Raw genomic sequence first — 22,340 nt, forward strand, 5'->3', positions numbered from 1 at the left:
ACGCAAGTTACTGAAGTGGAAAACTTTAATGCGTGTTAATCTTTGAGTGTTTCCCATACTAACGAGAGGAGGGAAGCGTATGAAACCATTTATGCCAAAAATCGTGTACTTTGAACCGAAGGCACTTGAATATCCGCTTGGAAAAGAGTTGTATGAGAAGTTTACGAAGATGGGATTAGAAATTCGTGGAACGACATCTCATAATCAAATTAGAAATTTGCCAGGTGAAAATGATTTGCAAAAATATCGTAATGCAAAGGCAACGCTTGTCGTTGGGGTGAGGAAGACATTAAAGTTTGATACGTCAAAACCGTCAGCTGAATATGCAATTCCGCTCGCAACAGGGTGTATGGGGCATTGCCATTATTGCTATTTGCAAACGACACTTGGGAGTAAGCCTTACGTTCGCGTGTATGTTAATCTTGATGAAATATTTGAGAAGGCAAAGCAATACATGGATGAAAGGGCACCTGAAATAACAAGATTTGAAGCGGCTTGTACATCAGATATCGTTGGGATTGATCATTTAACACATGCATTAAAGCGGGCGATAGAGTTTATTGGAGAAAGTGAATACGGGCGTTTACGTTTCGTTACGAAATATTCGCACGTTGATCATTTGTTAGATGCAAAACATAACGGGAAAACTCGTTTCAGGTTTAGTATTAATTCACGGTATGTGATTAAAAATTTTGAGCCAGGGACATCACCCTTTGAAGAACGAATTGAAGCGGCTCGTAAAGTAGCAGGCGGGGGTTATCCACTTGGGTTTATTGTTGCGCCACTTTATATGCATGAAGGGTGGGAAGAAGGATACCGTGAACTATTTGAGCGACTGTACAATGCGTTAAAAGATTTGTCGATACCGAATTTAACGTTTGAATTAATTCAACATCGCTTTACAAAACCAGCAAAAAAGGTCATTCAAGAGCGTTATCCGAATACGAAGCTTGAGATGGATGAAGAGAAGCGTAAATATAAATGGGGACGATACGGCATCGGGAAATACGTATATAAAAAAGATGATGCGGAAGTATTGGAAGAAACGATTAGAGGATATATTCATCACTTTTTTCCGAACGCAGAAATTCAATATTTTACGTAAAAGGAACTTGTATTTGAAAGCAGGTTCTTTTCTCTTTTGCAGATTTAGGCTTGTTTTCACCTTGTCACGTTATTCTTTCTGGTGTATCATTTTATTGATTGCTTCGTACGGAATGAGCAAAATGAAATTGGATGGAGGAAACCGATGCCTACCCCTAGTATGGAAGATTATATTGAACAAATTTATTTGTTGATTGATGAAAAGGGTTATGCCCGCGTATCTGATATTGCTGAAGCGCTTAGTGTACATCCATCCTCTGTAACAAAAATGGTGCAAAAATTAGACAAAGATGAATATCTAATTTATGAAAAATATAGAGGGCTTGTATTAACATCAAAAGGTAAAAAAATCGGAGAACGTCTCGTATACCGTCATGACTTGCTAGAGCAATTTATGCGTATTATCGGTTTGGATGAAAGTAAAATTTACAATGATGTAGAAGGAATTGAACATCATTTAAGCTGGGAAGCAATTGACCGCATTGGTGATTTAGTGCAATACTTTGAACAAGATGAGGTTCGAGTGGAAACCCTTCGTGGTGTTCAAAAAGCAAATGAAGAGAAAAGTAATTAAGGGGAACGTATGTCGTTTCCTTTTTTATTTCAACTGAAAAGGATGGGAGAATTATGAAAGCAATTATTTTTGATTTTGATGGATTAATTGTGGACACAGAAACAATATGGTTTCACTCTTTCAGAGACGCTGTTCGTGAGTACGGTGGGGAGTTACCTTTAGAGGAATTTGCGAAATGTATTGGAACGACAGACGATGTGCTTTACGCATATTTAAATGAGCAATTAAAAGAGAATTTTAACCAGCAAGCATTAAAAGAAAAAGTGAAAACTTTACATAAAGAGAAAATGAAAATACCAGAAACTCGTGATGGGGTAAAAGAATATTTAGAAGAAGCGAAAGAAATGGGATTGAAAATCGCATTAGCTTCCAGTTCATCTAGAGAATGGGTTGTTTCTTTTTTGGAAGAGCTACAAATTCGAGATTATTTTGAAGTCATTAAAACGAGAGAAGATGTTGAAAAGGTAAAACCAGATCCAGCACTTTATCGAATTGCGATAGAAGATTTAGGGATTGATCCGACTGAAGCTGTTGTATTTGAGGACTCGTTAAACGGATTAAAAGCAGCGATTGCAGCAGGATTAAAGTGCGTTGTTGTACCTAATGATGTGACACGGAATTTACCATTTGAAAATCATCATCTTCGAATTGAAAGTATGGAAGATAAAAGTCTGAAAGAAGTGCTTCAAAGTATAAAAAAAGACCGTATTTCCTAAAAGGAAGCACGGTCTTTCTTTTTGTTTTTTTTGCCTTCAATGACAGTTAAATGAGATTGTTTTCTTTTTCGCTTCAAAGTGGAAGGAGCACCTTTTTTACCTTTGTCATTAGAAGCGTTTGATTTCAAGAAAGAATTGCTTAGGGGTGCTACATTTTGTTTCCCATGTTTGCGGTTCGATTGTTTTGCAGCACGCTTATAAGAGCTTTGCGAATTTGCAGAACCACTAGAATTTGTAAACATCTTGTATAGCAAATAAAAGATACCGACAACAAGTAACATGTACCCGATATTTCTTAATACACCCATTGGATTTGTAATGACAGATGAAACAAGGCCGAATATTGCTAATCCGATAATAAGCATAACTATAGCGAATGTAAACGAACGACCGTTCATAAGGGACACCTCCTAAAAACATATATTAAAATTAGTATATTAACGATGAGGAAAGGAGTTGAACACCAATTTTAAATAATTATTGTTTGTTTTCTAAACGTAATAATTCTTCAAACGATGCAATGGCTACTTCCACTTGATCATCTGTTGGTTCTTTCGTTGTTAATAGTTGTAGCCATAATCCGGGATATCCAAGTATGCGTAATACTGGAATATCGCGTAATCGATTCGTAAATTGTAACACTTCAAAAGAAATGCCGAGAACGACTGGAATTAATAAAATTCGGTTTACGACTCTGGCCCAAAGTGGATCTGTAGGGACAAGGAAATAAACAAACATTCCAATAATGACTGTAAATATAATAAAGCTACTGCCACAGCGATAATGAAGGCGAGTTTGTTTTTGAACATTTTCTACAGTCATTGGAAGATTATTCTCATAGGCATTAATTACTTTATGCTCCGCACCATGGTACTGAAATACCCGCTTAATAAGTGGGGTTAAAGAAATAAAGTATATATAGCTCAATAATAGCATGAGCTTAATGACACTTTCGACAATGATTTGCCCTGTATGAGAAGGGAAAATCGGTCTTGTTAATTCAGCTAGTAGTGCAGGGACTGCTGTGAAAATGACTTTACCGAATATGAAAGATAAAACGCCAACTGCTGCAACTCCTAATACCATCGTTAATTTCGATTGTTCTTCTTTGTTATTTGCAATTTGTTCGTCTTCTTCTGGGTGGACATCAAATCGTTCTGAAGCAAAGTTTAAATGTTTTGCTCCATTCGCACTTGCATCCACAATAGCGGCAATCCCTCGTAAAAATGGAATTTTTTTCAGGATAGATAATGCTTTATTACGAACGCGTGGTAATCGATAAAATTCAATCGATTTATCTTTACGACGAACCGCTGTAACAGTATATTCTCTACCGCCAAACATAACTCCTTCTATGACTGCTTGCCCGCCATATATTTGTTTTGACTCTTCTGCCATGTTAACACCAACCTGTATTTGTTTCTCTCTTATGTAGAAAAAGAGGCAATTGTCATACTGGGTTCTGTCATTTTGAAATAAGACAATCACCGAGTTTCCTTTATTTTATCGACAAATACAAGTATATGACAAGGAAAAATGTTACGAGAGTCGGACATTTCTTATTCTTTTTATAGACAAATTTCGCAGTATTTAAACATGGTTCAAAATAGTTTCGGGCATACTATTGAGCGGAGGTGTCGATGTGAGTCAAGAACAATTAGGAACAAGGAATTTTGTACAAATTGGTTTATTTGGTGGAATCTTTTGGGGAGGGATATGGTATTTCCTTCATATATTTTCATTTACGGAAGCAGGACCGAACTATTTACTTTTACCATTTGCCTTTGGAAGCTGGAAAGAAGGGGTATGGGGCAATGTGTCAGGAATTGTTTGTATGGGACTACTTTCGATTTTAATTGCCTTTTTGTATAAAGCGTTTTTGGCAAAGTTTGAAGGGATTATTCCAGGGATGATTTATGGGCTATTTTGGTGGGCGTTACTATTTTTCGGAATGGGATTAATAGCGCCTGCCATTAAAAGTGCACTCCATTTACCGAAAGAAACAATTGTGACGACGATATGTATTTTTATATTGTATGGTGTGTTTATAGCATACTCTGTTTCCTACGCAGTAAATACCAGTAAAGCTGAGCGAGAAGGGGAAGAGAAGACAAACTATTCAAATAAGTGACTCCTATGTTAAAATGTTGTATAGATATTTAATATTAAGGAGTTTTAAACATATGAAAAAGGTACTCCTCGTAAACGGTCCTAACCTAAATCGCCTCGGTGTCAGGGAGGTAAATGTATATGGAAAGGGCACGCTAGCGACACTTGAAGCAGATATGAAGCAAGAAGCAGAAACAATGGGAGTGGAGTTAGAATGTTTCCAATCGAATCATGAAGGTGCGATTATCGATCGTATTCATGAGGCGGAAGATATATATGAAGGGATCATTTTAAATCCTGGAGCATTTACGCATTATAGCTATGCGATTCGAGATGCAATTGCGAGCATTTCGATTCCTGTTATTGAAGTACATATTTCTAACATTCACCAGCGTGAGTCGTTCCGTCACGAATCTGTGACAGCAGCTGTTTGTGCGGGACAAATTGTTGGATTTGGTTTTTATGGCTATAAGTTAGCGTTATTTGCATTAATGGAGAAATTGAGGGAGGCATAAAGGAATGGAGAAAATCGAAAGAGTAAGAAGTGCATTTGATGAGGCTGGTATTGACGGTATTTTGTTAACAAATGAACATAGTCGTAGATATATGGCTAACTTCACAGGAACAGCTGGTGTTGTACTGATTTCGAAAAATCGTGCTCAATTTATTACAGATTTCCGTTATGTAGAGCAGGCTAGTAAACAAGCGGTTGGATACGAGATTGTACAGCATGCAGGATTAATCATTGATGAAGTTGCAAAGCAAGTGAAGGAACTGGGAATTCAAAAGCTTGGCTTTGAGCAAGATACTCTTACATATAGTTCTTATTCAGCACATAAAGAAGCGATCGATGCTGAATTTATCCCAACTTCTGGGCTTATAGAAAAGTTACGCTTGATAAAGACTGATTCAGAGATTAAGATATTAAAGGAAGCTGCACAGATTGCAGATGCTGCCTTTGAACATATTCTATCATTCATTCGCCCGGGAGTATCTGAAATTGAAGTGTCAAATGAACTTGAATTTTTCATGAGAAAACAAGGAGCAACATCTTCTTCGTTTGATATTATCGTTGCTTCAGGTCTTCGTTCGGCATTACCGCACGGCGTGGCATCTGAAAAAGTGATAGAAACAGGAGATTTCGTTACATTAGACTTCGGCGCTTATTACAAAGGATATTGCTCTGATATTACTCGTACGATTGCAGTTGGTGAACCATCTGATAAATTAAAAGAAATTTATAATATCGTTTTAGAAGCACAACTACGTGGTGTGAACGGTATTAAAGCTGGTTTAACAGGCCGTGAAGCGGATGCGTTAACGCGCGATTACATAACGGAAAAAGGATACGGTGAATACTTCGGACACTCTACTGGTCATGGAATCGGTCTTGAAATCCATGAAGCACCAGGTTTAGCGTTCCGTTCTGATACAGTTCTTGAACCAGGTATGGCTGTAACAGTAGAACCAGGTATTTATATTCCAGGTATTGGCGGCGTACGTATTGAAGATGATATCATTGTAACAAGTGAAGGTAATGAAGTAATTACGAAATCACCAAAAGAACTTATTATTTTGTAATACACAGGAGGATTTTTTTACATGATTTCAGTAAACGATTTTCGTACAGGTTTAACAATTTCAGTGGATAATAGCCTTTGGCAAGTACTTGATTTCCAACACGTAAAGCCAGGTAAAGGTGCTGCATTCGTTCGTTCTAAACTACGTAACCTTCGCACAGGTTCTGTTCAAGAGAAAACATTCCGTGCAGGTGAGAAAGTAGAAAAAGCACACATCGAAAACCGTCGTATGCAATACTTATACGCAAGCGGTGAGGCTCACGTATTTATGGATAACGGAACTTATGAGCAAATCGAACTTGGTGAAAACCAAATCGAGCGCGAGCTTAAATTCCTAAAAGAAAACATGGAAGTATCTATTATGACTTACCAAGGCGAAGTACTTGGTGTTGAACTTCCAAACACAGTTGAATTAAAAGTGTCAGAAACAGAGCCTGGTATTAAAGGTGATACAGCTTCTAACGTAACAAAACCAGCTACATTAGAAACTGGTCTTGTTGTACAAGTACCAATCTTCATTAACGAAGGCGAAATGCTTATCATCAACACTGGTGAAGGTAAATACGTTTCTCGTGCATAGTAGAAAAGCACTCGTGATTATCACGAGTGCTTTTTTTATCCCACTTTAATGGGCAGTAAGACCCCCACCTCAAAATTCAGCGAAAGCAAAAAATTTAGGTAGGGGATCAACTGCCCATAAAAGTCCGATTGGTTCAACTAATAATCAGTGAGGGATGAGGAAAACCCCCACTGATTAAAGTTTCACTTTATAGGAAATAGGGCAGATAATAAATCGCTGTTATAACAAAGCTAACTAAGACAAGTGAAAGGGTACCCATAATGTACGGAGTCAAAACAATTTGAAATGGTTTTATCTCGCCAGTCTCAACGCCAGTCAGTGTTTTACTGATTGCGTGATCCGTAATGTTGTTTCTATGATTACTCATAATAATTAGCCACGTAATTGCAAATATCGCTAAACTACCAAGGAAAAAGGCCTCCATAAATGACCAACCGACCAATTTTGAAAAAAGATAAATAAGAGCTAATTCTATTACAATTGTTAAACTAATTTTCAATACCTTCATATTTTCCCCCTCATTTTGTACATATAGTCAATTTTAAAAAAATGGCGCGATACGATATGTAGTAAACGAGATGACTTTAGTTCTGTCTCTCATGCTACATGGTCTGCACTCCCCATCCTTATTAAATATACCATAATACTCCATTTAACAATAAGAATATTCAGACTATAAAAAGGCGATAGAGAAAAATGATGTTTTTACTTCTGAAATAGACAACCCCTGCATATGGTTGTACAAATATATTCTTTTTTGGAATGTAGTATTAGTAACCGTTATGGGAGAAGGTGGGAGAATGAAACAGTGGCTAGCGGCAATGGAAACATCCGTGCTCGTAATGGGGTTACTTCGGTTGTTTTCAGGTAGCGCGGAAATATTCGCCGCTTTGCTGATGCTTTATGTGAATGATGCGAAGAAAGCATTGTTTATAAATGGTATGTTGGCGTTTGTTGGACCGACCGTATTAATTTTAACAATGACAATAGGCATAGCGAGTGTGGCAAGTGAGATTTCTTTCTTGAAACTCTTTTTTCTAGCGCTTGGAATTGGCTGTATTTTTATCGCGTTGTTGAAATAGTAAGTCGAGTATAGTGGGGAGAAGCTGATGAAAGAAGTATTAGAAGTTTTACCGAAAACGATGAAGCAGCTAGTGGAAAGTTGTAAGCAATATGATGCTCTAGAGGAAATTCGTGTTCGAATTGGAAGACCGCTAGAGTGTATTGCTCATGGCGAAGTGTTTTTTTATGACTATATCGTTACAGCAGAGGATGCTATTTACTTATTGAATAAGTTAAGTCAATTCTCAATTTATACGATGGAAGAGGAATTAAAACGTGGGTATGTAACACTTCGAGGAGGACATAGAATCGGTTTGGCGGGAAAGGTTATTACAGAAAAAAGCGCAGTGAAAATGATTCGAGATGTCTCTTCGTTTAATATTCGTATCGCCCGTCAAAAAATAGGAATTGCTGAACCACTTTTGCCGTACTTGTATGAATCACGATGGTTAAACACGATGGTAATTGGCCCGCCGCAAACGGGGAAAACAACACTTTTAAGAGATGTAGCACGTTGCATGAGTCAAGGTGTAAGTGCTTCGAAAATACCTTCTTGTAAAGTGGGGATTGTTGATGAGCGGTCAGAAATTGCAGGCTGCGTGAAAGGCATTCCGCAATATGACTTTGGAGTGCGAGTAGATGTGTTAGACGCATGTCCAAAAGCTGAAGGAATGATGATGATGATTCGTTCTATGAGTCCAGATATTTTGATTGTAGATGAAATCGGACGTAAAGAAGATAGTGAAGCAATTATGGAGGCGGTGCATGCAGGGGTTCAGCTTTTTATAAGTGCACATGGATTTTCTTACGATGATGTTGTGAAACGCCCATCACTAAAGGCGGTGCTGGAGCTCGGCATATTTGATAGGTTTGTGGAGCTATCAAAAGCAAGAGGACCAGGAACAGTTATGCAAGTGAAAGATAAGAATGGAAAAGCGGTATTACCTCATAGAAAGGCTGAGGGCGTATGGTGAAAATATTTGGTGCAGTGTTAATCGTTGCAGTCAGCACCTTTTTCGGATTTTCATACGCAAAAAAATATAGCGAGAGGCCGCGGCAACTTAGATTATTAAAAGCGGCACTCCAATCATTAGAGGCGGAAATTATGTATGGGCATACACCTTTGTCTGAAGCTGCCGAGCGATTAGTGAAACAAATGCCGAAGCCGTTAAATTGGATATTTCAAAGTTTCGCTAGAAGGCTAGAAAGCGGAGAACAAACAGTAAGAGAAGCCTGGATAGATAGTTTGAAAGAAAATTGGAAGCTAACAGCATTTCAACAAACTGAGTACGAGATTTTACAGCAATTTGGCGAAACGCTCGGACAACATGATCGTGAATCACAACAAAAACATATTCGCTTATGTATTACACATTTAGAGAGAGAAGAAGAAGAAGCGAAAGCGTTACAACTGCAATATGAAAAAATGATCAAGAGCTTAGGGGTACTAGCGGGGCTACTTATCGTAATTTTACTGCTATAGGAGGGAGAAAGGCGATGTCCATTGATGTTGGATTAATATTTCAAATCGCCGGAATCGGCATTGTTTTAGCTTTTATTCATACCGTACTAAAAGAATTAAAGCGAGAGGATATTGCAAATTGGGTTATCCTTGTCGGTTTTGTCGTTATTTTATTTCATGTGGCATTTTTAATTAATACTTTATTCGACAAGATTAAGAGTGTCTTTCTCTTCCAGTAAAGGAGGCGGTTCGAATCGAAATTATACAAATTGTCGGATTAGGCCTCGTTGCTACGTTTTTAGCAGCTGTATTGAATCAGCATAAATCTAGCATTACGTCGTTATTTATTGTGTTCGTAGGTAGCGTGATGTTTCTTCTTTTAATTGATCAAATTCACTCTATTTTACAAATGATTGAGAGAGTAGCGAGTGAAGCGAAAGTTAGCAACGTGTATGTAGAAACGTTGCTAAAAATTATTGGGATTGCTTATATTGCTGAGTTTGGAGCACAAATTACAAAAGATGCAGGGCAGGGTGCAATCGCTTCGAAAATTGAATTAGCTGGAAAAATATTAATTCTAGTAATGGCGATTCCTATTTTGACGGTTGTAATTGAAACTATTCTCGGATTTTTACCGACGGGATAAGGGGGAGTGAATGTTGAGGGGGTTTGGAGCTAAGCTGCTATTTGCTTGCTTCCTTTTCTTTTCTTTACCGGTTGTTGTACAAGCTTCTCCTGTAGAAACAAACGTCGTTGATCAACAATTGGATAAGCTCGGAATTGAAGATGTGAAGCAATTTTGGGACGGGCTTGTTACAAAATATGGAGGTTATTTACCAGAGAGTCAAAAAGGTAGCTTTATGGAGTTTGTAAAGGGAGAAAAAGAACTTTCTATAAAAGAGTGGATGCTAGGTTTATTAAAGTATTTATTTCACGAGCTTGTTGCAAATGGGAAGCTACTTGGAACGCTCATTATGCTTACAATTTTTAGTGCATTGTTGCAATCACTGCAATCTGCATTTTCAAAGAGTAGTGTAAGTAAAATTGCCGATGCTGTTGTATATATGGTATTGATTATTTTCGCTTTAAATAGTTTTTATGTCGTCATGACATATGCAAGAGAAACGATACAAACAATGGTGGATTTCATATTAGCGCTATTGCCAATCTTGCTTGCACTCATAGCAACTGGCGGTGGTGTTGTATCTGTATCGTTTTTTCATCCGATTATCATCTTTTTAATGAACACGAGCGGGCTTTTGATGAATTATATCGTTCTACCACTTTTATTACTTGCAACGATATTAAGTATTGTAAGTACGATGAGTGATCAATATAAAGTTACGAAATTGTCCAAGCTTCTGCAAAACGTTAGCGTTGGGATTATCGGTATTTTTTTAACGATTTTTTTAGGGGTATTATCTGTACAAGGAACAGCGACAGCTGTTGCTGATGGAATCGCTGTGAAAACTGCTAAATTTGTAACGGGGAACTTTATTCCCGTAGTAGGAAGAATGTTTACAGAGGCGGCGGATACTGTTATTAGTGCATCGGGGTTATTAAAAAACACAGTCGGAATTATCGGGCTCGTCATTCTATGCTTAATTGTCGCTTTTCCAGCGATTCAAATTTTTTGTATCGCGTTTATTTATAAATTCGCAGCAGCAGTATTACAGCCAGTTGGCAGCGGAGCAATTATTCAATGTTTAGATATTATCGGGCGAAGCATCATTTATGTATTTGCTTGCTTAGCTATCGTATCATTTATGTTCTTTTTAAGTATCACAATTATTATTGCTGCGGGGAACATTACACTTATGATGCGGTAGGAGGTGAAGAGTATGCAATTTGTTACAGAGTGGATTAGAAATATTATCGTTTTTTTACTCTTAGCGACAATGCTTCATCTTATTCTTCCAAATTCAAATTTGCAAAAGTACGTTAAATTCGTTGTAAGTCTATTATTAGTTGTTTTAATCTTAACACCCCTTTTTAAACTACTGCAAACAGATGTGAATGAAGTAATCGCAAATTTTAATGAAGAGAAGTACGTAGCAGAAGGATCTGTAAAAAATTCAATAGATTCGAAGAAAAAAGAAATACAAGCTCTAACACGTGCATATAGTTTAGAAGAGATGGCTACCAAAATGAAAAAAGAAGTAGGAAAAGAATTCGAGAAAAAGTATGGTATGACAGTCTCTGAAATACAAATAGTCGCAGCGGAAAGTACAGCGGAAGTAAAGTCAGCAAAAGATATTCAAACTGTTGTTGTGACGCTGAAAGAAAAAGAACGTAGTAAAAATGATGCAATCGAAACAGTAAAACCAGTTGAAATTAACACGAAGGAACCTCCGAAAAAAGTAGAAGAAACGAATGTAGAAATGAAAGATTTCTTTTCAAGCAGGTGGCAACTAGAGAATAAACAAATCCAAGTTCAAATGGAAGGGAGGACAGGTAGAGTAAATGGACAATAAAGATAAAAATTCGAAGTTCTCATTTTTTCGAAACTTATTGAATGGGGATGAAAAAGAAAGCAATGAGAAGGGAAAAAAAGTAACACCTAAGTTTTTACTTGTCCTACTCATACTTGGGATTTTGCTTATGTTTTCTAGTAATTTCTTTCCAGGAAAAAAAGAAGAAGTACCTGTATTTAAAGAACAAAAAACGCAAAATCAAGAAAAGGACGTACCAACTTTTGGACAAAAAAATAACGATAGTATGTCAAATGTAGAAAAGTATGAAAAAGCGTATGAACAAGAATTAAAAGCAGCCTTAGAAGAAATAGCTGGAGTAAAAGATGTAACGATTAAAATGAATTTAGATTCATCTGAAGAAAAAATATTAGAAAAAAATACAGTGAAACGCTCACAAACAACAGGTGAAACAGATAAGACAGGTGGTAAGAGGGAAGTAGAAGATGAGTCCCTTGATGAAAAGACAGTCATTATACGTGAAGGTGATAAAGAAACTCCCGTTGTTTTACGAACAGAGAAACCGAAAGTACGAGGTGTTCTTGTCGTAGCAAAAGGAGTGGATAATATACAAGTTAAAGCGATGGTAAAAGAAGCTGTCATACGGCTGCTAGATGTACCAGCTCATCGCGTTTCAGTTTCACCGAAAAATTGATAGGGAGGAAATAAAGTGTTAAAAAAACAAACGGTTTGGCTATTAACGATGTTAAGTTTAGTTGTTGTACTATCTGTTTATTACGTAACAACTCCTGACAAAATGAATACAGCATCGCCGACAACAGGTGAAAAGATTGGACAAGAAAAACAAGGTACTGATAAAGCGGTAACAAATGAAATACCAAATAAAGAAACAACAAAAGAATCTACAAACAAAGAAAATACAAGCAAGGAAACATCAAATAAAGAAACAGACAAAAAAGAGAGTGCTAACAAAGAAACAAGTAAAAAAGATGCTAACGTAACAGTTCAATCAAGTGATGAAAATTTCACAGCGTTACGTATGCAAATGGAAGATCAGCGAAGTGAACAAAAATCAAGATTACAAGAAGTGATGAATTCAGCAAAATCTTCAGCAACAGAAAAGAGTAAAGCGAAAGATAATTTTGATGCAATTACTACAATGGAAACGAAGCAAGAATTACTTGAGACAGTGATTAAGTCTCAAGGAGGATATAAAGATGCCCTTGTAAGAGCTGATGGAACTGACATTAAAGTAACTGTGAAAGCAGCAAAGCATTCACAAAAAGAAGCGAATAAAATTATACAGCTTGTAAGAAATGAAGGCGGATCAAAAGATGTAGGTGTGAAATTTGATCCACCAACAAAATAAAAGTTAATAATCCGCGGGGAAATCCTCCGCGGATTATTAACTTTTTGCGAATCGGATTGTTTGGAAATAGTTAGATAAAAATAATAATAGGAAAAGGCTATCATTTTCGATAGCCTTTTTCTGTTTCATCTTTGTAGTTGCTTTTATTATGCTCAACTCGGAATGGAGAAATACGTTGTGAGTAAAAGATTAGTGGTTCATGGTAACGATGATTACTTTTTCCAGATTTGACGTGGATGAAGAGAACGAATGCCCAGACCATTACGGCAGGTAAGAAGAGAATGAGCCATATCATATGTCCACACCTCGATACAATATATTTTCTACACTTTGAACATACTATTCTTATATGAAGGAATGATGAACGACGTGTAAACAAAAAAAAAATATTTGGTAAAAATATGTTATTGACTATAGATGAGGTGAAGAGTGGAGCGGTAATGAAACGTTTACTGTGTAGCACTTTGAAAAAGTAAAGAATGTTTTTTAGGAAGTGGTCTTGCCAATTTTGTGTGAAACTTGGTATTATTACTAGGTAATAAATTTTTATTGAAATAATATTTTTACAGGAATTTCGATTTATTATAAAGAAATATAAATTGGAATGTTTAAAAAATTTATCGTAAGATGGAAATAGTAATTATTTCTATTAGTGAATGAAATACATTTTCTAATAGAGTACATCGTATTTTTACAGTCAATCTAGTTTTAGTGATGAGAATCTGTAAAAACGGGACAAACAAGAGTATGGGAGTGGATTTTACATGTTTAAAATTCAAGAAGTTCGTGAATTAATTAAATTAATTGATAGCTCTAATATTGATGAATTTGAATACAAAAAAGATGGTACGACAATCAAAATGAAAAAGCGTGGTAATGAAGTTGTTGCGGTGCAAGCACCTGTAGCAAAACAAGTCGTGCAACCAGTAGCACCTGTTGAAGTTGAAACAACAGTAGCGGCAGCACAAGTGGAAGTACCAAAACAAGAAGAGAAAAAAGCGGTTCAAAATGAAAACCTACATAAAATTACATCACCGATGGTAGGTACATTCTATTCTTCATCTTCGCCTGATACACCTGCATATGTAAGTGTAGGAGACAGAGTATCGAAAGATTCTATCGTATGCATTGTCGAGGCTATGAAGTTATTTAACGAAATCGATGCTGATGTAGATGGCGAAATTGTTGAGATTCTTGTTAATAATGGACAGCTTGTTGAGTATGGACAACCGCTATTTCTTGTAAAAGCGTAATAAGGGAGTCTTTGTGATGATAAAAAAAGTATTAATAGCCAATCGTGGGGAAATTGCTGTACGAATTATTCGTGCTTGTAAAGAAATGGATATTGAAACAGTCGCAATTTATTCAGAAGCAGATAAAGAGTCACTTCACGTACAAATTGCTGATGAGGCGTATTGTGTAGGGCCAACGATTTCGAAAGAAAGCTATTTAAATTTGACGAACATTATTAGTGTTGCGAAGTTAACAGGCTGTGATGCTATTCATCCGGGATACGGATTTTTAGCAGAGAATGCAGATTTTGCAGAGCTATGCCGTGAATGTAACTTGATTTTTATCGGACCAAGTCCAGAAGCTATTTCAAAGATGGGCACAAAAGACGTTGCTCGTGATACAATGAAAGAAGCAGGGGTTCCGATTGTACCAGGTTCACAAGGGATTATTAAAAATACCGAAGAAGCGATCGAGCTTGCTAATCAAATTGGATATCCAGTTATTATTAAAGCGACTGCAGGTGGTGGCGGAAAAGGTATTCGTGTTGCACGCCATGAAGAAGAGCTTGTAAAAGGAATTCAAATTACACAGCAAGAAGCTAGTACCGCTTTTGGGAACCCTGGTGTATACTTAGAAAAGTACGTTGAAGATTTCCGCCATGTTGAGATTCAAATAATGGCAGATACACATGGAAATGCCATTCATTTAGGAGAGCGTGATTGTACAATTCAGCGCCGCTTGCAAAAACTACTAGAAGAAAGTCCATCACCTGCACTTGATGAAAATGTTCGCAAGCAGATGGGTGATGCGGCAGTTAAAGCGGCGGTAGCGGTTGATTATACAGGTGCTGGTACGGTTGAGTTTATTTATGAATATAGAACGAAAAGCTTTTATTTCATGGAGATGAATACGAGAATTCAAGTTGAGCATCCAGTTACTGAAATGGTAACAGGGGTGGATTTAATTAAAGAACAAATTCGTGTTGCTTCTGGAGAAAAGTTATCGTTACAGCAAGAAGAAGTACAATTTAATGGTTGGGCAATTGAATGCCGAATTAATGCGGAAAACCCTGCCAAAAAATTTATGCCATCTCCAGGTAAAGTAGAAATGTACTTGCCGCCAGGCGGATTTGGTATTCGCGTCGATTCAGCTGTATATCCGGGATATTCAATCCCACCTTTCTATGATTCGATGGTTGCTAAATTAATTGTTCACGGAAAAACACGTGAAGAGGCAATTGCAAAGATGAAGCGTGCACTCAGTGAGTTTGTCATTGAAGGCGTACATACAACAATCCCGTTCCATTTGCAATTGCTAGATCATCCTGATTTTGTAAAAGGTGAGTTTAATACGAAATTTTTGGAAGAGCATGAACTTGTGACGCAGTGATACATTAAAGGAGGTTTTTTTCATGGCTGAACATATGTTAGATATGGGTCAAGATACAACTCTTGGTAAAGTAGAAATTGCACCAGAAGTAATTGAAGTAATCGCAGGTATTGCAGCTGCTGAGGTAGAAGGTGTAGCGGCAATGCGTGGTAATTTTGCTACAGATGTTGTTGAGAAGTTAGGTAAGAAAAATCATGGTAAAGGTGTAAAGGTTGAATTAGCAAACGAAGATATTATCGTTGACCTTTATGTTGTGATGTATTTTGGCGTAGCAATTCCAGTTGTTGCACAAAAGATTCAAGACAACATTCGCCAGGCACTCTTTACAATGACAGGGCTTGAGCCAAAAGAAGTGAATGTTCACATCGTTGGCGTAACATTCGAAACACAAAAAACAGAAATCGAACCAGTGTAAGAATGAAAAAGGTGCCTAGTAACATAGGCACCTTTTTTATCGTTTCATTTCTTCACAAATTAAAACCCTCTAATTATTATACTATTTCAAAAAAACAGAAATCAAAAAGGAAATGTTTCGTTTTTCCAAAAAACGTACATTGTGATAAGATATGGAACTTGAAGTTAATCTTTTTATTATTTTTCAGCCTTGTAACCCGTGTGTGAAACGATAAATTGTGTTATTATCATTGTATTATAAGGTTGGAAAATCAATGAAAACTGTAAGAGTAAGTGAATTGACGGCTTATAAATTATAATAATATAACAAAGTATAAGGAAAGACTTGAAGCATAAAGGAGAGTTACAATGAAACGTAGGACGGCTAGAGAAAGAGCGATGCAAGCATTATATCAAATGGATATTACAGGTGAATTAGAACCGAAAGTAGCTGTGGAAAACACGCTAGATGAAGGTGAAGAAACAAATGAATTTCTAGAATCACTTGTAGTAGGTTTTGTAGAAAATAAAGAAGTAATTGATGAAGCGATTCGTCAAAACTTAAAAAAATGGAAGCTTGAGCGTATTAGTATTGTTGATCGCAGTATTTTACGTGTAGCTGTGTATGAAATGAAATACATGGAAGAAATTCCACACAACGTAACAATTAACGAAGCAATTGAAATTGCTAAAACATTTGGGGATGAGGAATCTCGTCGTTTTATTAACGGCGTTTTATCTAATATAAAAGATACACTGTAATTTCTTTAAGGGGGAATCTTAAAATGGTAGCAGTAATCATCAAAGGAAATGAAGTTGCGGAGAAAAAACGAGCACAATTAACAGAAGAAGTTGTGAAGTTGAAAGAGCAAGGGATTGTACCAGGGTTAGCAGTTATTCTAGTTGGAGAAGATCCAGCATCTCGTTCTTATGTAAAAGGAAAAGAAAAGGGCTGTGAACAAGTAGGAATCTATTCAGAGCTAATTGAACTTCCTGAAACAATTACTGAGGAGCGTTTGCTTGCTGAAATCGATCGCTTAAATGGCGATGACCGTATTAATGGCATATTAGTGCAATTACCTTTACCAAAACATATTGAAGAAAAAGCTATCATTGAAAGAATTTCACCAGAAAAAGATGTAGATGGATTTCACCCAATCAGCGTGGGGCGTATGATGACGGGACAAGATACATTCCTTCCATGTACACCGCACGGTATTGTAGAATTAGTAAAAGAAACAAATCTTGATATCTCGGGAAAACATGTTGTAGTAATTGGAAGAAGTAATATTGTCGGCAAGCCAGTGGGACAATTGTTCTTAAATGAAAATGCAACTGTCACATACTGTCATTCTAAGACGCAAAATATGAAAGAGTTATCGAAGTTAGCTGATATTTTAATCGTAGCAGTTGGACGACCTAAGATGATAACAGCTGATTATATGAAAGAAGGAGCGGTTGTAATCGACGTTGGTGTAAACCGTTTAGAAACAGGCAAACTTTGTGGTGATGTTGATTTTGACAACGTGTTAGATGTTGCAGGTTACATTACACCGGTGCCAAAGGGTGTTGGTCCAATGACGATCACAATGCTTCTTCATAATACTGTTGAATCTGCTAAACGTGCAGGTGTCATTTGTAAATAATTTGAGTCGGCTATGAGGAGAGAGAAATGGAGAAACAATATTTAACCGTTACAGCGTTAACACGCTATATAAAAACAAAAATAGAATATGATCCGCATTTGCAGTCTGTTTGGTTAAAAGGTGAAATTTCCAACTTTAAAAATCATAGTCGTGGCCACATGTACTTTACATTGAAAGATGAAAATGCAAGAATCGCAGCGGTTATGTTTGCGGGTCATAATCGTAATATTAAATTCAGACCTGAAAATGGGATGAAGGTACTTGTGAAAGGGAAAATTTCCGTTTACGAGGCGAGTGGTTCTTATCAAATTTATATTCAGGACATGCAGCCTGACGGAGTCGGAAACCTGCATTTAGCTTACGAACAATTAAAGGTTCGTTTAGAGGAAGAAGGTTTGTTTTCTCGAGTTTATAAAAAAACAATTCCTCCGTATGCTAAAACAATAGGTGTGATTACGTCGCCAACAGGGGCAGCGATTCGTGATGTTATAACAACGATTAAACGTCGTTATCCAATTGGAAATGTTATTGTGTTTCCGGTACTTGTACAGGGGGAGTCAGCAGCTCCCTCGATTGTACAAGCGATTCGTACAGCGAATGAAATGGGAGAGATAGATGTCCTAATCGTTGGGCGCGGGGGAGGCTCTATTGAAGAATTATGGGCTTTCAATGAAGAAATGGTAGCAAGGGAAATCTTTAAGAGTCAGATCCCTATTATTTCGGCAGTAGGCCATGAAACGGACTTTACAATTGCGGATTTTGTTGCCGATTTACGTGCGCCAACACCGACTGCAGCAGCTGAGCTGGCAGCTCCTAACATTATAGAGTTACAAGAAAAGGTATTACAAAGAACTCTAAGATTGCAAAGAGCAATGAGAGAGTTAGTACATAAAAAAGAAGAAAAACTACAAGTATTGCAAAAATCTTATGCGTTCCGTTATCCAAGACAAGTATATGAGCAAAAAGAAGAGCAATTAGATAGAGCGTTAGAACAGCTTGTTTTAGCGAAAGAGCGCTATATTGATAAAAAGGTAAATCAGTTAAAACAGCTTTCATTCTATTTAGAGAAGCACCACCCATCTCAAAAAATTATGCAAACGAAGGTAGCGGTTGAAACATTGCAAAAGCAATTGCAACGTGAAATGCAAACATTATTACAAACGAAAGAGTTTTCCTTTGTAAGAGCTGCTCAAAAACTTGAAGCGTTAAGTCCGCTTAAAGTAATGATGAGAGGGTACGGGCTTGTATATGATGAAGAGAAGCAAGTGTTAAAAAGTGTGAAAGATGTCAGCCTTGGAGATGCTGTTTCAGTTCAATTACAAGATGGAATACTAGATTGTAGCGTATCAGGCATAGAGGAGCGTGAATTGAATAATGGAAAATAAATTAAGCTTTGAAGAGGCAATTTCGCAACTTGAGCATCTCGTTTCTAAGCTGGAGCAAGGTGACGTACCTTTAGAAGAAGCAATTTCTTATTTTAAAGAGGGTATGGAATTATCTAAGCTTTGTGATGAGAAGTTGAAGAACGTACAAGAACAAATGGCAGTTATTCTTGGAGAAGATGGAGAGCTTGAACCGTTTACTGCTTTAGGAGATGAAGCATAGTGACTATTGCTTTTGATACTTTTTTGAAAGAAAGTAAAAATTTCGTAGAAGAGAAGCTTGTAAGCTATGCAAATGAATTACAATGTCCAAATGTACTTCGTGAAGCGATGGCATATTCTTTGGAAGCGGGTGGAAAGCGTCTCCGCCCGTTACTTTTATTTGCGACATTACAAGCGTTTGGTAAAGAAAGAAATCTTGGAATAGGTGCAGCTTGTGCTCTTGAAATGATACATACATACTCGTTGGTTCATGATGATTTACCTTGTATGGATGATGATGATTTAAGAAGAGGGAAGCCCACAAATCATAAAGTATTTGGTGAAGCGATGGCAGTTTTAGCAGGCGATGGTTTGTTGACGTATGCTTTTCAAGTTATTATGGCATATGAACAAAAGGAAATCTCTGCTGAAAAAAAAGTAAGACTTGTACTTGAGCTTGCAAAAGCGGCAGGACCAGAAGGAATGGTTGGCGGACAAGTGGCAGATATGGAAGCTGAAGGGAAACAGCTTACGATTGATGAGTTGGAGTATATTCATAAGCATAAGACTGGGAAACTACTTGAATTCGCTGTACTTGCAGGATCGATACTTTCTGATGCCACAGAAGAACAAGAAGAAAAGTTACTTGCGTTTGCAAAATATATTGGCTTAGCTTTCCAAATTCGAGATGATATTTTAGATGTGGAAGGAACCGAAGAAGAGATTGGAAAACCGATTGGTAGTGATGTTTCCAACGAAAAGAGCACATATACGACGTTATTTACTGTAGATAGAGCAAAAGATATTTTAGAAGATACAATTGCAAAAGCAAAAGGTGCTATTGGTTCCTTGCAATTACAAGATGAATATTTACTATCTATTTGCGATTTGATTGCAAAACGTAATAACTAATATAACAGCGTTTCCATTTGTTGAGTCATTCATCATTTTATGATATAAATGTAGGAAAAGGTTTTTCTTTTCTTGTTATTGGCAAAAATATATGTAGATTACATTGCCGTTATCACTTCGTGTTAGCGGCTATTTTTTTCATCGCCTAAAGAAATATGGTTTATAATAGGATTAGGGCACAATAGACTGGTTAATTGCAGGACAAGGTGAAAAATAAAAAAAGATAATTTCTTGTTTTGTGTAAATGTTTTTTATAATATTTGACATGTTGACAGATTATGAAATGAAAGTGAGTGATCCATGTGGATCTAACGCAAATTCAAAACCCTAGTTTTTTGAAAGATATGTCTATCGGTGAACTAGAGGGATTGAGTGAGGATATTCGTAAGTTTTTAATTGAAGAGCTCTCTCAAACAGGTGGACATATTGCACCTAATTTAGGTGTAGTAGAACTCACAATTGCTCTGCATAAATTATTTGATAGTCCGAAAGATAAATTTTTATGGGACGTAGGACATCAATCCTATGTACATAAAATTTTAACAGGACGTGCAAAGGAATTCGGTACATTAAGGCAATATCAAGGGCTATGTGGTTTCCCAAAACGTTGTGAGAGTGAGCACGATGCATGGGAAACTGGCCATAGCTCGACATCATTATCTGCTGCAATGGGAATGGCTCTAGCACGTGATTTAAAGAAAACGAAAGAATATGTTATACCAATCATTGGAGATGGTGCTCTAACAGGCGGAATGGCTTTAGAGGCATTGAACCATATTGGACATGAAAAAACAGACATGACTGTTATTTTGAATGATAATGAAATGTCAATTGCACCAAACGTTGGTGCGCTTCATAATGTGCTTGGACGTCTACGTACCGCAGGGAAATACCATTGGGTAAAAGATGAACTAGAGTATATCTTAAAGAAAATCCCAGCAGTCGGTGGGAAAGTTGCTGCGACAGCAGAGAAAATAAAAGATAGTCTTAAGTATTTACTAGTATCTGGTGTCTTTTTCGAGGAATTAGGCTTTACATATTTAGGTCCAGTTGATGGGCACGATTATGAAAAGTTATTCGAAACGTTGCAATATGCAAAGAAAACAAAAGGCCCAGTGCTTGTTCATGTGATTACGAAAAAAGGAAAAGGTTATAAACCAGCTGAGAGTGATGTTATTGGAACTTGGCATGGAACAGGACCTTATAAAATTGAATCAGGTGACTTCGTTAAACCGAAAGAAGTTGCACCAGCATGGAGTGCTGTTGTTAGTGATACAGTACTTAAGCTAGCGAGAACGGATGAGCGTATCGTTGCAATTACACCTGCAATGCCTGTTGGATCGAAACTTGAGAAATTCCAAAAAGAATTCCCGGATCGTATGATTGATGTAGGTATTGCAGAACAGCATGCTACAACAATGGCAGCGGGTATGGCAACACAAGGAATGAAGCCATTCTTAGCGATTTATTCAACATTTTTACAAAGAGCATATGATCAAGTTGTTCATGATATATGCCGCCAAAATCTAAATGTTTTCATCGGAATCGATCGCTCTGGTTTAGTAGGAGCAGATGGTGAAACGCATCAAGGTGTATTTGACATCTCATTCTTACGTCATTTGCCGAATATGGTACTTATGATGCCGAAAGATGAAAATGAAGGGCAACATTTAGTATATACGGCGATGCAATATGAAGATGGACCAATCGCATTACGTTATGCGCGCGGTAATGGACTTGGTGTTCATATGGATGAAGAATTAAAGGCGATTCCAATCGGTACTTGGGAAACGTTAAAAGAAGGTACACAAGCGGCTATTTTAACATTTGGTACGACAATACCAATGGCAATGGAAGCAGCTGAGCGTCTTGAAAAGGCTGGAGTTTCAGTGAAAGTAGTGAACGCTCGCTTTATTAAACCGATGGATGAAGCATATTTACATGATCTCTTAGGGAACAATATACCGATTTTAACGATTGAAGAAGCTTGCTTAATTGGTGGTTTTGGAACGGGAGTAGTTGAATTTGCATCTGAGAACGGGTACCATAGTGCGTTAATTGAACGAATGGGTATTCCAGACCGTTTCATAGAGCACGGTAGTGTAACAAAATTATTAGAAGAAATTGGTTTAACGACAGATGCTGTTGTAGACCGTATTCATACAATGATTCCATCAAAACAAAAAAGGGCGTAAC

The 22,340-nt window shown here is 37.1% G+C and carries 29 protein-coding genes; 25 read left to right on the top strand and 4 right to left on the bottom strand.

The features are described from left to right. Positions 1 to 79 precede the first annotated feature (79 nt). The 3 genes from splB (at position 80) to ACTFOB_RS17305 (ending at position 2,394) form a co-directional block, all read left to right on the top strand. Positions 80 to 1,105: a spore photoproduct lyase gene (splB, locus tag ACTFOB_RS17295; RefSeq protein ID WP_440027759.1), complete on the top strand. Its 1,026-nt coding sequence runs from the start codon at positions 80 to 82 to the stop codon at positions 1,103 to 1,105. A 144-nt stretch (positions 1,106 to 1,249) separates the two neighbouring features. Continuing rightward, complete coding sequence (gene mntR / locus ACTFOB_RS17300) at positions 1,250 to 1,678, top strand: transcriptional regulator MntR (RefSeq protein WP_001143071.1); 429 nt, start codon at positions 1,250 to 1,252, stop codon at positions 1,676 to 1,678. Between the two features lie 53 nt (positions 1,679 to 1,731). Then, positions 1,732 to 2,394, top strand: coding sequence for an HAD family hydrolase (locus tag ACTFOB_RS17305; protein WP_440027762.1), 663 nt, complete (start codon positions 1,732 to 1,734; stop codon positions 2,392 to 2,394). On the opposite strand, the gene ACTFOB_RS17310 is transcribed toward ACTFOB_RS17305, so the two are convergent. Both ACTFOB_RS17310 and ACTFOB_RS17315 read right to left on the bottom strand, forming a co-directional pair. After that, positions 2,391 to 2,792 carry an SA1362 family protein gene (locus ACTFOB_RS17310; RefSeq protein WP_001014467.1) on the bottom strand — a complete coding sequence of 134 codons (402 nt, stop codon included), beginning with the start codon at positions 2,790 to 2,792 and terminating at the stop codon, positions 2,391 to 2,393. The genes ACTFOB_RS17305 and ACTFOB_RS17310 overlap by 4 nt on opposite strands. A 79-nt stretch (positions 2,793 to 2,871) precedes the next feature. Continuing rightward, the gene (locus tag ACTFOB_RS17315) at positions 2,872 to 3,792 is read right to left on the bottom strand and encodes a DUF1385 domain-containing protein (RefSeq protein ID WP_000807116.1); all 921 of its coding nucleotides are present in this window, start codon (positions 3,790 to 3,792) and stop codon (positions 2,872 to 2,874) included. A gap of 244 nt (positions 3,793 to 4,036) precedes the next feature. On the opposite strand from ACTFOB_RS17315, the gene ACTFOB_RS17320 reads away from it, so the two are divergent. Genes ACTFOB_RS17320 through efp form a run of 4 tightly spaced genes read left to right on the top strand, consistent with a single transcriptional unit; the run spans position 4,037 to position 6,663 of the window. Then, a complete protein-coding gene (locus ACTFOB_RS17320) occupies positions 4,037 to 4,525 on the top strand; it encodes a YqhR family membrane protein (protein WP_440027765.1) in 489 nt (162 codons plus the stop codon). A gap of 52 nt (positions 4,526 to 4,577) precedes the next feature. Next, positions 4,578 to 5,018 (top strand): type II 3-dehydroquinate dehydratase, encoded by a 441-nt coding sequence (aroQ, locus tag ACTFOB_RS17325; RefSeq protein ID WP_000757087.1) that lies wholly within the window; start codon positions 4,578 to 4,580, stop codon positions 5,016 to 5,018. 4 nt (positions 5,019 to 5,022) lie between these two features. Further along, a complete protein-coding gene (pepQ, locus tag ACTFOB_RS17330; protein ID WP_440027766.1) occupies positions 5,023 to 6,084 on the top strand; it encodes a Xaa-Pro dipeptidase in 1,062 nt (353 codons plus the stop codon). 21 nt (positions 6,085 to 6,105) lie between these two features. Continuing rightward, the gene (gene efp, locus ACTFOB_RS17335) at positions 6,106 to 6,663 is read left to right on the top strand and encodes an elongation factor P (protein WP_440027768.1); all 558 of its coding nucleotides are present in this window, start codon (positions 6,106 to 6,108) and stop codon (positions 6,661 to 6,663) included. Between the two features lie 187 nt (positions 6,664 to 6,850). Here the strand turns inward: efp and ACTFOB_RS17340 are convergent, their stop codons facing one another. Then, complete coding sequence (locus ACTFOB_RS17340) at positions 6,851 to 7,171, bottom strand: hypothetical protein (RefSeq protein WP_440027770.1); 321 nt, start codon at positions 7,169 to 7,171, stop codon at positions 6,851 to 6,853. A gap of 292 nt (positions 7,172 to 7,463) precedes the next feature. On the opposite strand from ACTFOB_RS17340, the gene ACTFOB_RS17345 reads away from it, so the two are divergent. Genes ACTFOB_RS17345 through ACTFOB_RS17385 form a run of 9 tightly spaced genes read left to right on the top strand, consistent with a single transcriptional unit; the run spans position 7,464 to position 12,988 of the window. Next, positions 7,464 to 7,745 carry a YqhV family protein gene (locus ACTFOB_RS17345; RefSeq protein WP_000816054.1) on the top strand — a complete coding sequence of 94 codons (282 nt, stop codon included), beginning with the start codon at positions 7,464 to 7,466 and terminating at the stop codon, positions 7,743 to 7,745. A gap of 27 nt (positions 7,746 to 7,772) precedes the next feature. Further along, positions 7,773 to 8,699, top strand: coding sequence for a stage III sporulation protein AA (gene spoIIIAA, locus ACTFOB_RS17350; protein WP_440027772.1), 927 nt, complete (start codon positions 7,773 to 7,775; stop codon positions 8,697 to 8,699). Next, positions 8,693 to 9,208 (top strand): stage III sporulation protein SpoIIIAB, encoded by a 516-nt coding sequence (gene spoIIIAB / locus ACTFOB_RS17355; protein ID WP_000238690.1) that lies wholly within the window; start codon positions 8,693 to 8,695, stop codon positions 9,206 to 9,208. Before spoIIIAA ends, spoIIIAB begins: the two co-directional genes overlap by 7 nt. A 14-nt stretch (positions 9,209 to 9,222) precedes the next feature. Continuing rightward, positions 9,223 to 9,426, top strand: coding sequence for a stage III sporulation protein AC (gene spoIIIAC, locus ACTFOB_RS17360; RefSeq protein WP_000020914.1), 204 nt, complete (start codon positions 9,223 to 9,225; stop codon positions 9,424 to 9,426). A gap of 23 nt (positions 9,427 to 9,449) precedes the next feature. Next, entirely contained in the window at positions 9,450 to 9,833 is a 384-nt protein-coding gene (gene spoIIIAD / locus ACTFOB_RS17365; protein ID WP_079998460.1) for a stage III sporulation protein AD, read from the top strand. A gap of 10 nt (positions 9,834 to 9,843) precedes the next feature. Beyond that, positions 9,844 to 11,016, top strand: a complete 1,173-nt coding sequence (gene spoIIIAE / locus ACTFOB_RS17370; RefSeq protein ID WP_151633110.1) for a stage III sporulation protein AE — start codon at positions 9,844 to 9,846, stop codon at positions 11,014 to 11,016. Positions 11,017 to 11,028: 12 nt separating this feature from the next. Further along, positions 11,029 to 11,661 carry a stage III sporulation protein AF gene (gene spoIIIAF, locus ACTFOB_RS17375; protein WP_001161039.1) on the top strand — a complete coding sequence of 211 codons (633 nt, stop codon included), beginning with the start codon at positions 11,029 to 11,031 and terminating at the stop codon, positions 11,659 to 11,661. Further along, positions 11,651 to 12,313, top strand: a complete 663-nt coding sequence (gene spoIIIAG, locus ACTFOB_RS17380) for a stage III sporulation protein AG (RefSeq protein ID WP_440027774.1) — start codon at positions 11,651 to 11,653, stop codon at positions 12,311 to 12,313. The genes spoIIIAF and spoIIIAG overlap by 11 nt, the downstream gene beginning before the upstream one ends. Before the next feature lie 15 nt (positions 12,314 to 12,328). Next, positions 12,329 to 12,988 carry a SpoIIIAH-like family protein gene (locus tag ACTFOB_RS17385; protein WP_440027776.1) on the top strand — a complete coding sequence of 220 codons (660 nt, stop codon included), beginning with the start codon at positions 12,329 to 12,331 and terminating at the stop codon, positions 12,986 to 12,988. A gap of 100 nt (positions 12,989 to 13,088) precedes the next feature. On the opposite strand, the gene ACTFOB_RS17390 is transcribed toward ACTFOB_RS17385, so the two are convergent. After that, complete coding sequence (locus ACTFOB_RS17390; protein WP_440027778.1) at positions 13,089 to 13,283, bottom strand: DNA recombination protein RecO; 195 nt, start codon at positions 13,281 to 13,283, stop codon at positions 13,089 to 13,091. A gap of 469 nt (positions 13,284 to 13,752) precedes the next feature. Between ACTFOB_RS17390 and accB the strand changes: the two genes are divergently transcribed. From accB to dxs, 9 genes are all read left to right on the top strand, one after another. Beyond that, a complete protein-coding gene (gene accB, locus ACTFOB_RS17395; RefSeq protein ID WP_000472874.1) occupies positions 13,753 to 14,241 on the top strand; it encodes an acetyl-CoA carboxylase biotin carboxyl carrier protein in 489 nt (162 codons plus the stop codon). 16 nt (positions 14,242 to 14,257) lie between these two features. After that, a complete protein-coding gene (accC, locus tag ACTFOB_RS17400) occupies positions 14,258 to 15,610 on the top strand; it encodes an acetyl-CoA carboxylase biotin carboxylase subunit (RefSeq protein WP_283791482.1) in 1,353 nt (450 codons plus the stop codon). A gap of 22 nt (positions 15,611 to 15,632) precedes the next feature. Then, a complete protein-coding gene (locus ACTFOB_RS17405; protein WP_000807630.1) occupies positions 15,633 to 16,025 on the top strand; it encodes an Asp23/Gls24 family envelope stress response protein in 393 nt (130 codons plus the stop codon). A gap of 347 nt (positions 16,026 to 16,372) precedes the next feature. Beyond that, entirely contained in the window at positions 16,373 to 16,765 is a 393-nt protein-coding gene (nusB, locus tag ACTFOB_RS17410; protein WP_000830249.1) for a N utilization substance protein NusB, read from the top strand. 23 nt (positions 16,766 to 16,788) lie between these two features. Next, positions 16,789 to 17,649, top strand: a complete 861-nt coding sequence (gene folD / locus ACTFOB_RS17415; RefSeq protein WP_440027781.1) for a bifunctional methylenetetrahydrofolate dehydrogenase/methenyltetrahydrofolate cyclohydrolase FolD — start codon at positions 16,789 to 16,791, stop codon at positions 17,647 to 17,649. 26 nt (positions 17,650 to 17,675) lie between these two features. Beyond that, complete coding sequence (gene xseA / locus ACTFOB_RS17420) at positions 17,676 to 19,034, top strand: exodeoxyribonuclease VII large subunit (protein ID WP_440027783.1); 1,359 nt, start codon at positions 17,676 to 17,678, stop codon at positions 19,032 to 19,034. Further along, on the top strand, positions 19,024 to 19,254 hold the full coding sequence (gene xseB / locus ACTFOB_RS17425; RefSeq protein WP_000428423.1) for an exodeoxyribonuclease VII small subunit: 231 nt from the start codon (positions 19,024 to 19,026) through the stop codon (positions 19,252 to 19,254). The genes xseA and xseB overlap by 11 nt, the downstream gene beginning before the upstream one ends. Then, positions 19,254 to 20,144: a (2E,6E)-farnesyl diphosphate synthase gene (gene ispA / locus ACTFOB_RS17430; protein WP_151633096.1), complete on the top strand. Its 891-nt coding sequence runs from the start codon at positions 19,254 to 19,256 to the stop codon at positions 20,142 to 20,144. Before xseB ends, ispA begins: the two co-directional genes overlap by 1 nt. Before the next feature lie 302 nt (positions 20,145 to 20,446). Then, on the top strand, positions 20,447 to 22,339 hold the full coding sequence (gene dxs, locus ACTFOB_RS17435; RefSeq protein ID WP_440027785.1) for a 1-deoxy-D-xylulose-5-phosphate synthase: 1,893 nt from the start codon (positions 20,447 to 20,449) through the stop codon (positions 22,337 to 22,339). The last annotated feature ends 1 nt before the right edge of the window (position 22,340 follow it).

It is taken from the genome of Bacillus cereus group sp. MYBK79-1 (genome assembly GCF_051915365.1).
In the GTDB taxonomy this organism is placed as follows: domain Bacteria; phylum Bacillota; class Bacilli; order Bacillales; family Bacillaceae_G; genus Bacillus_A.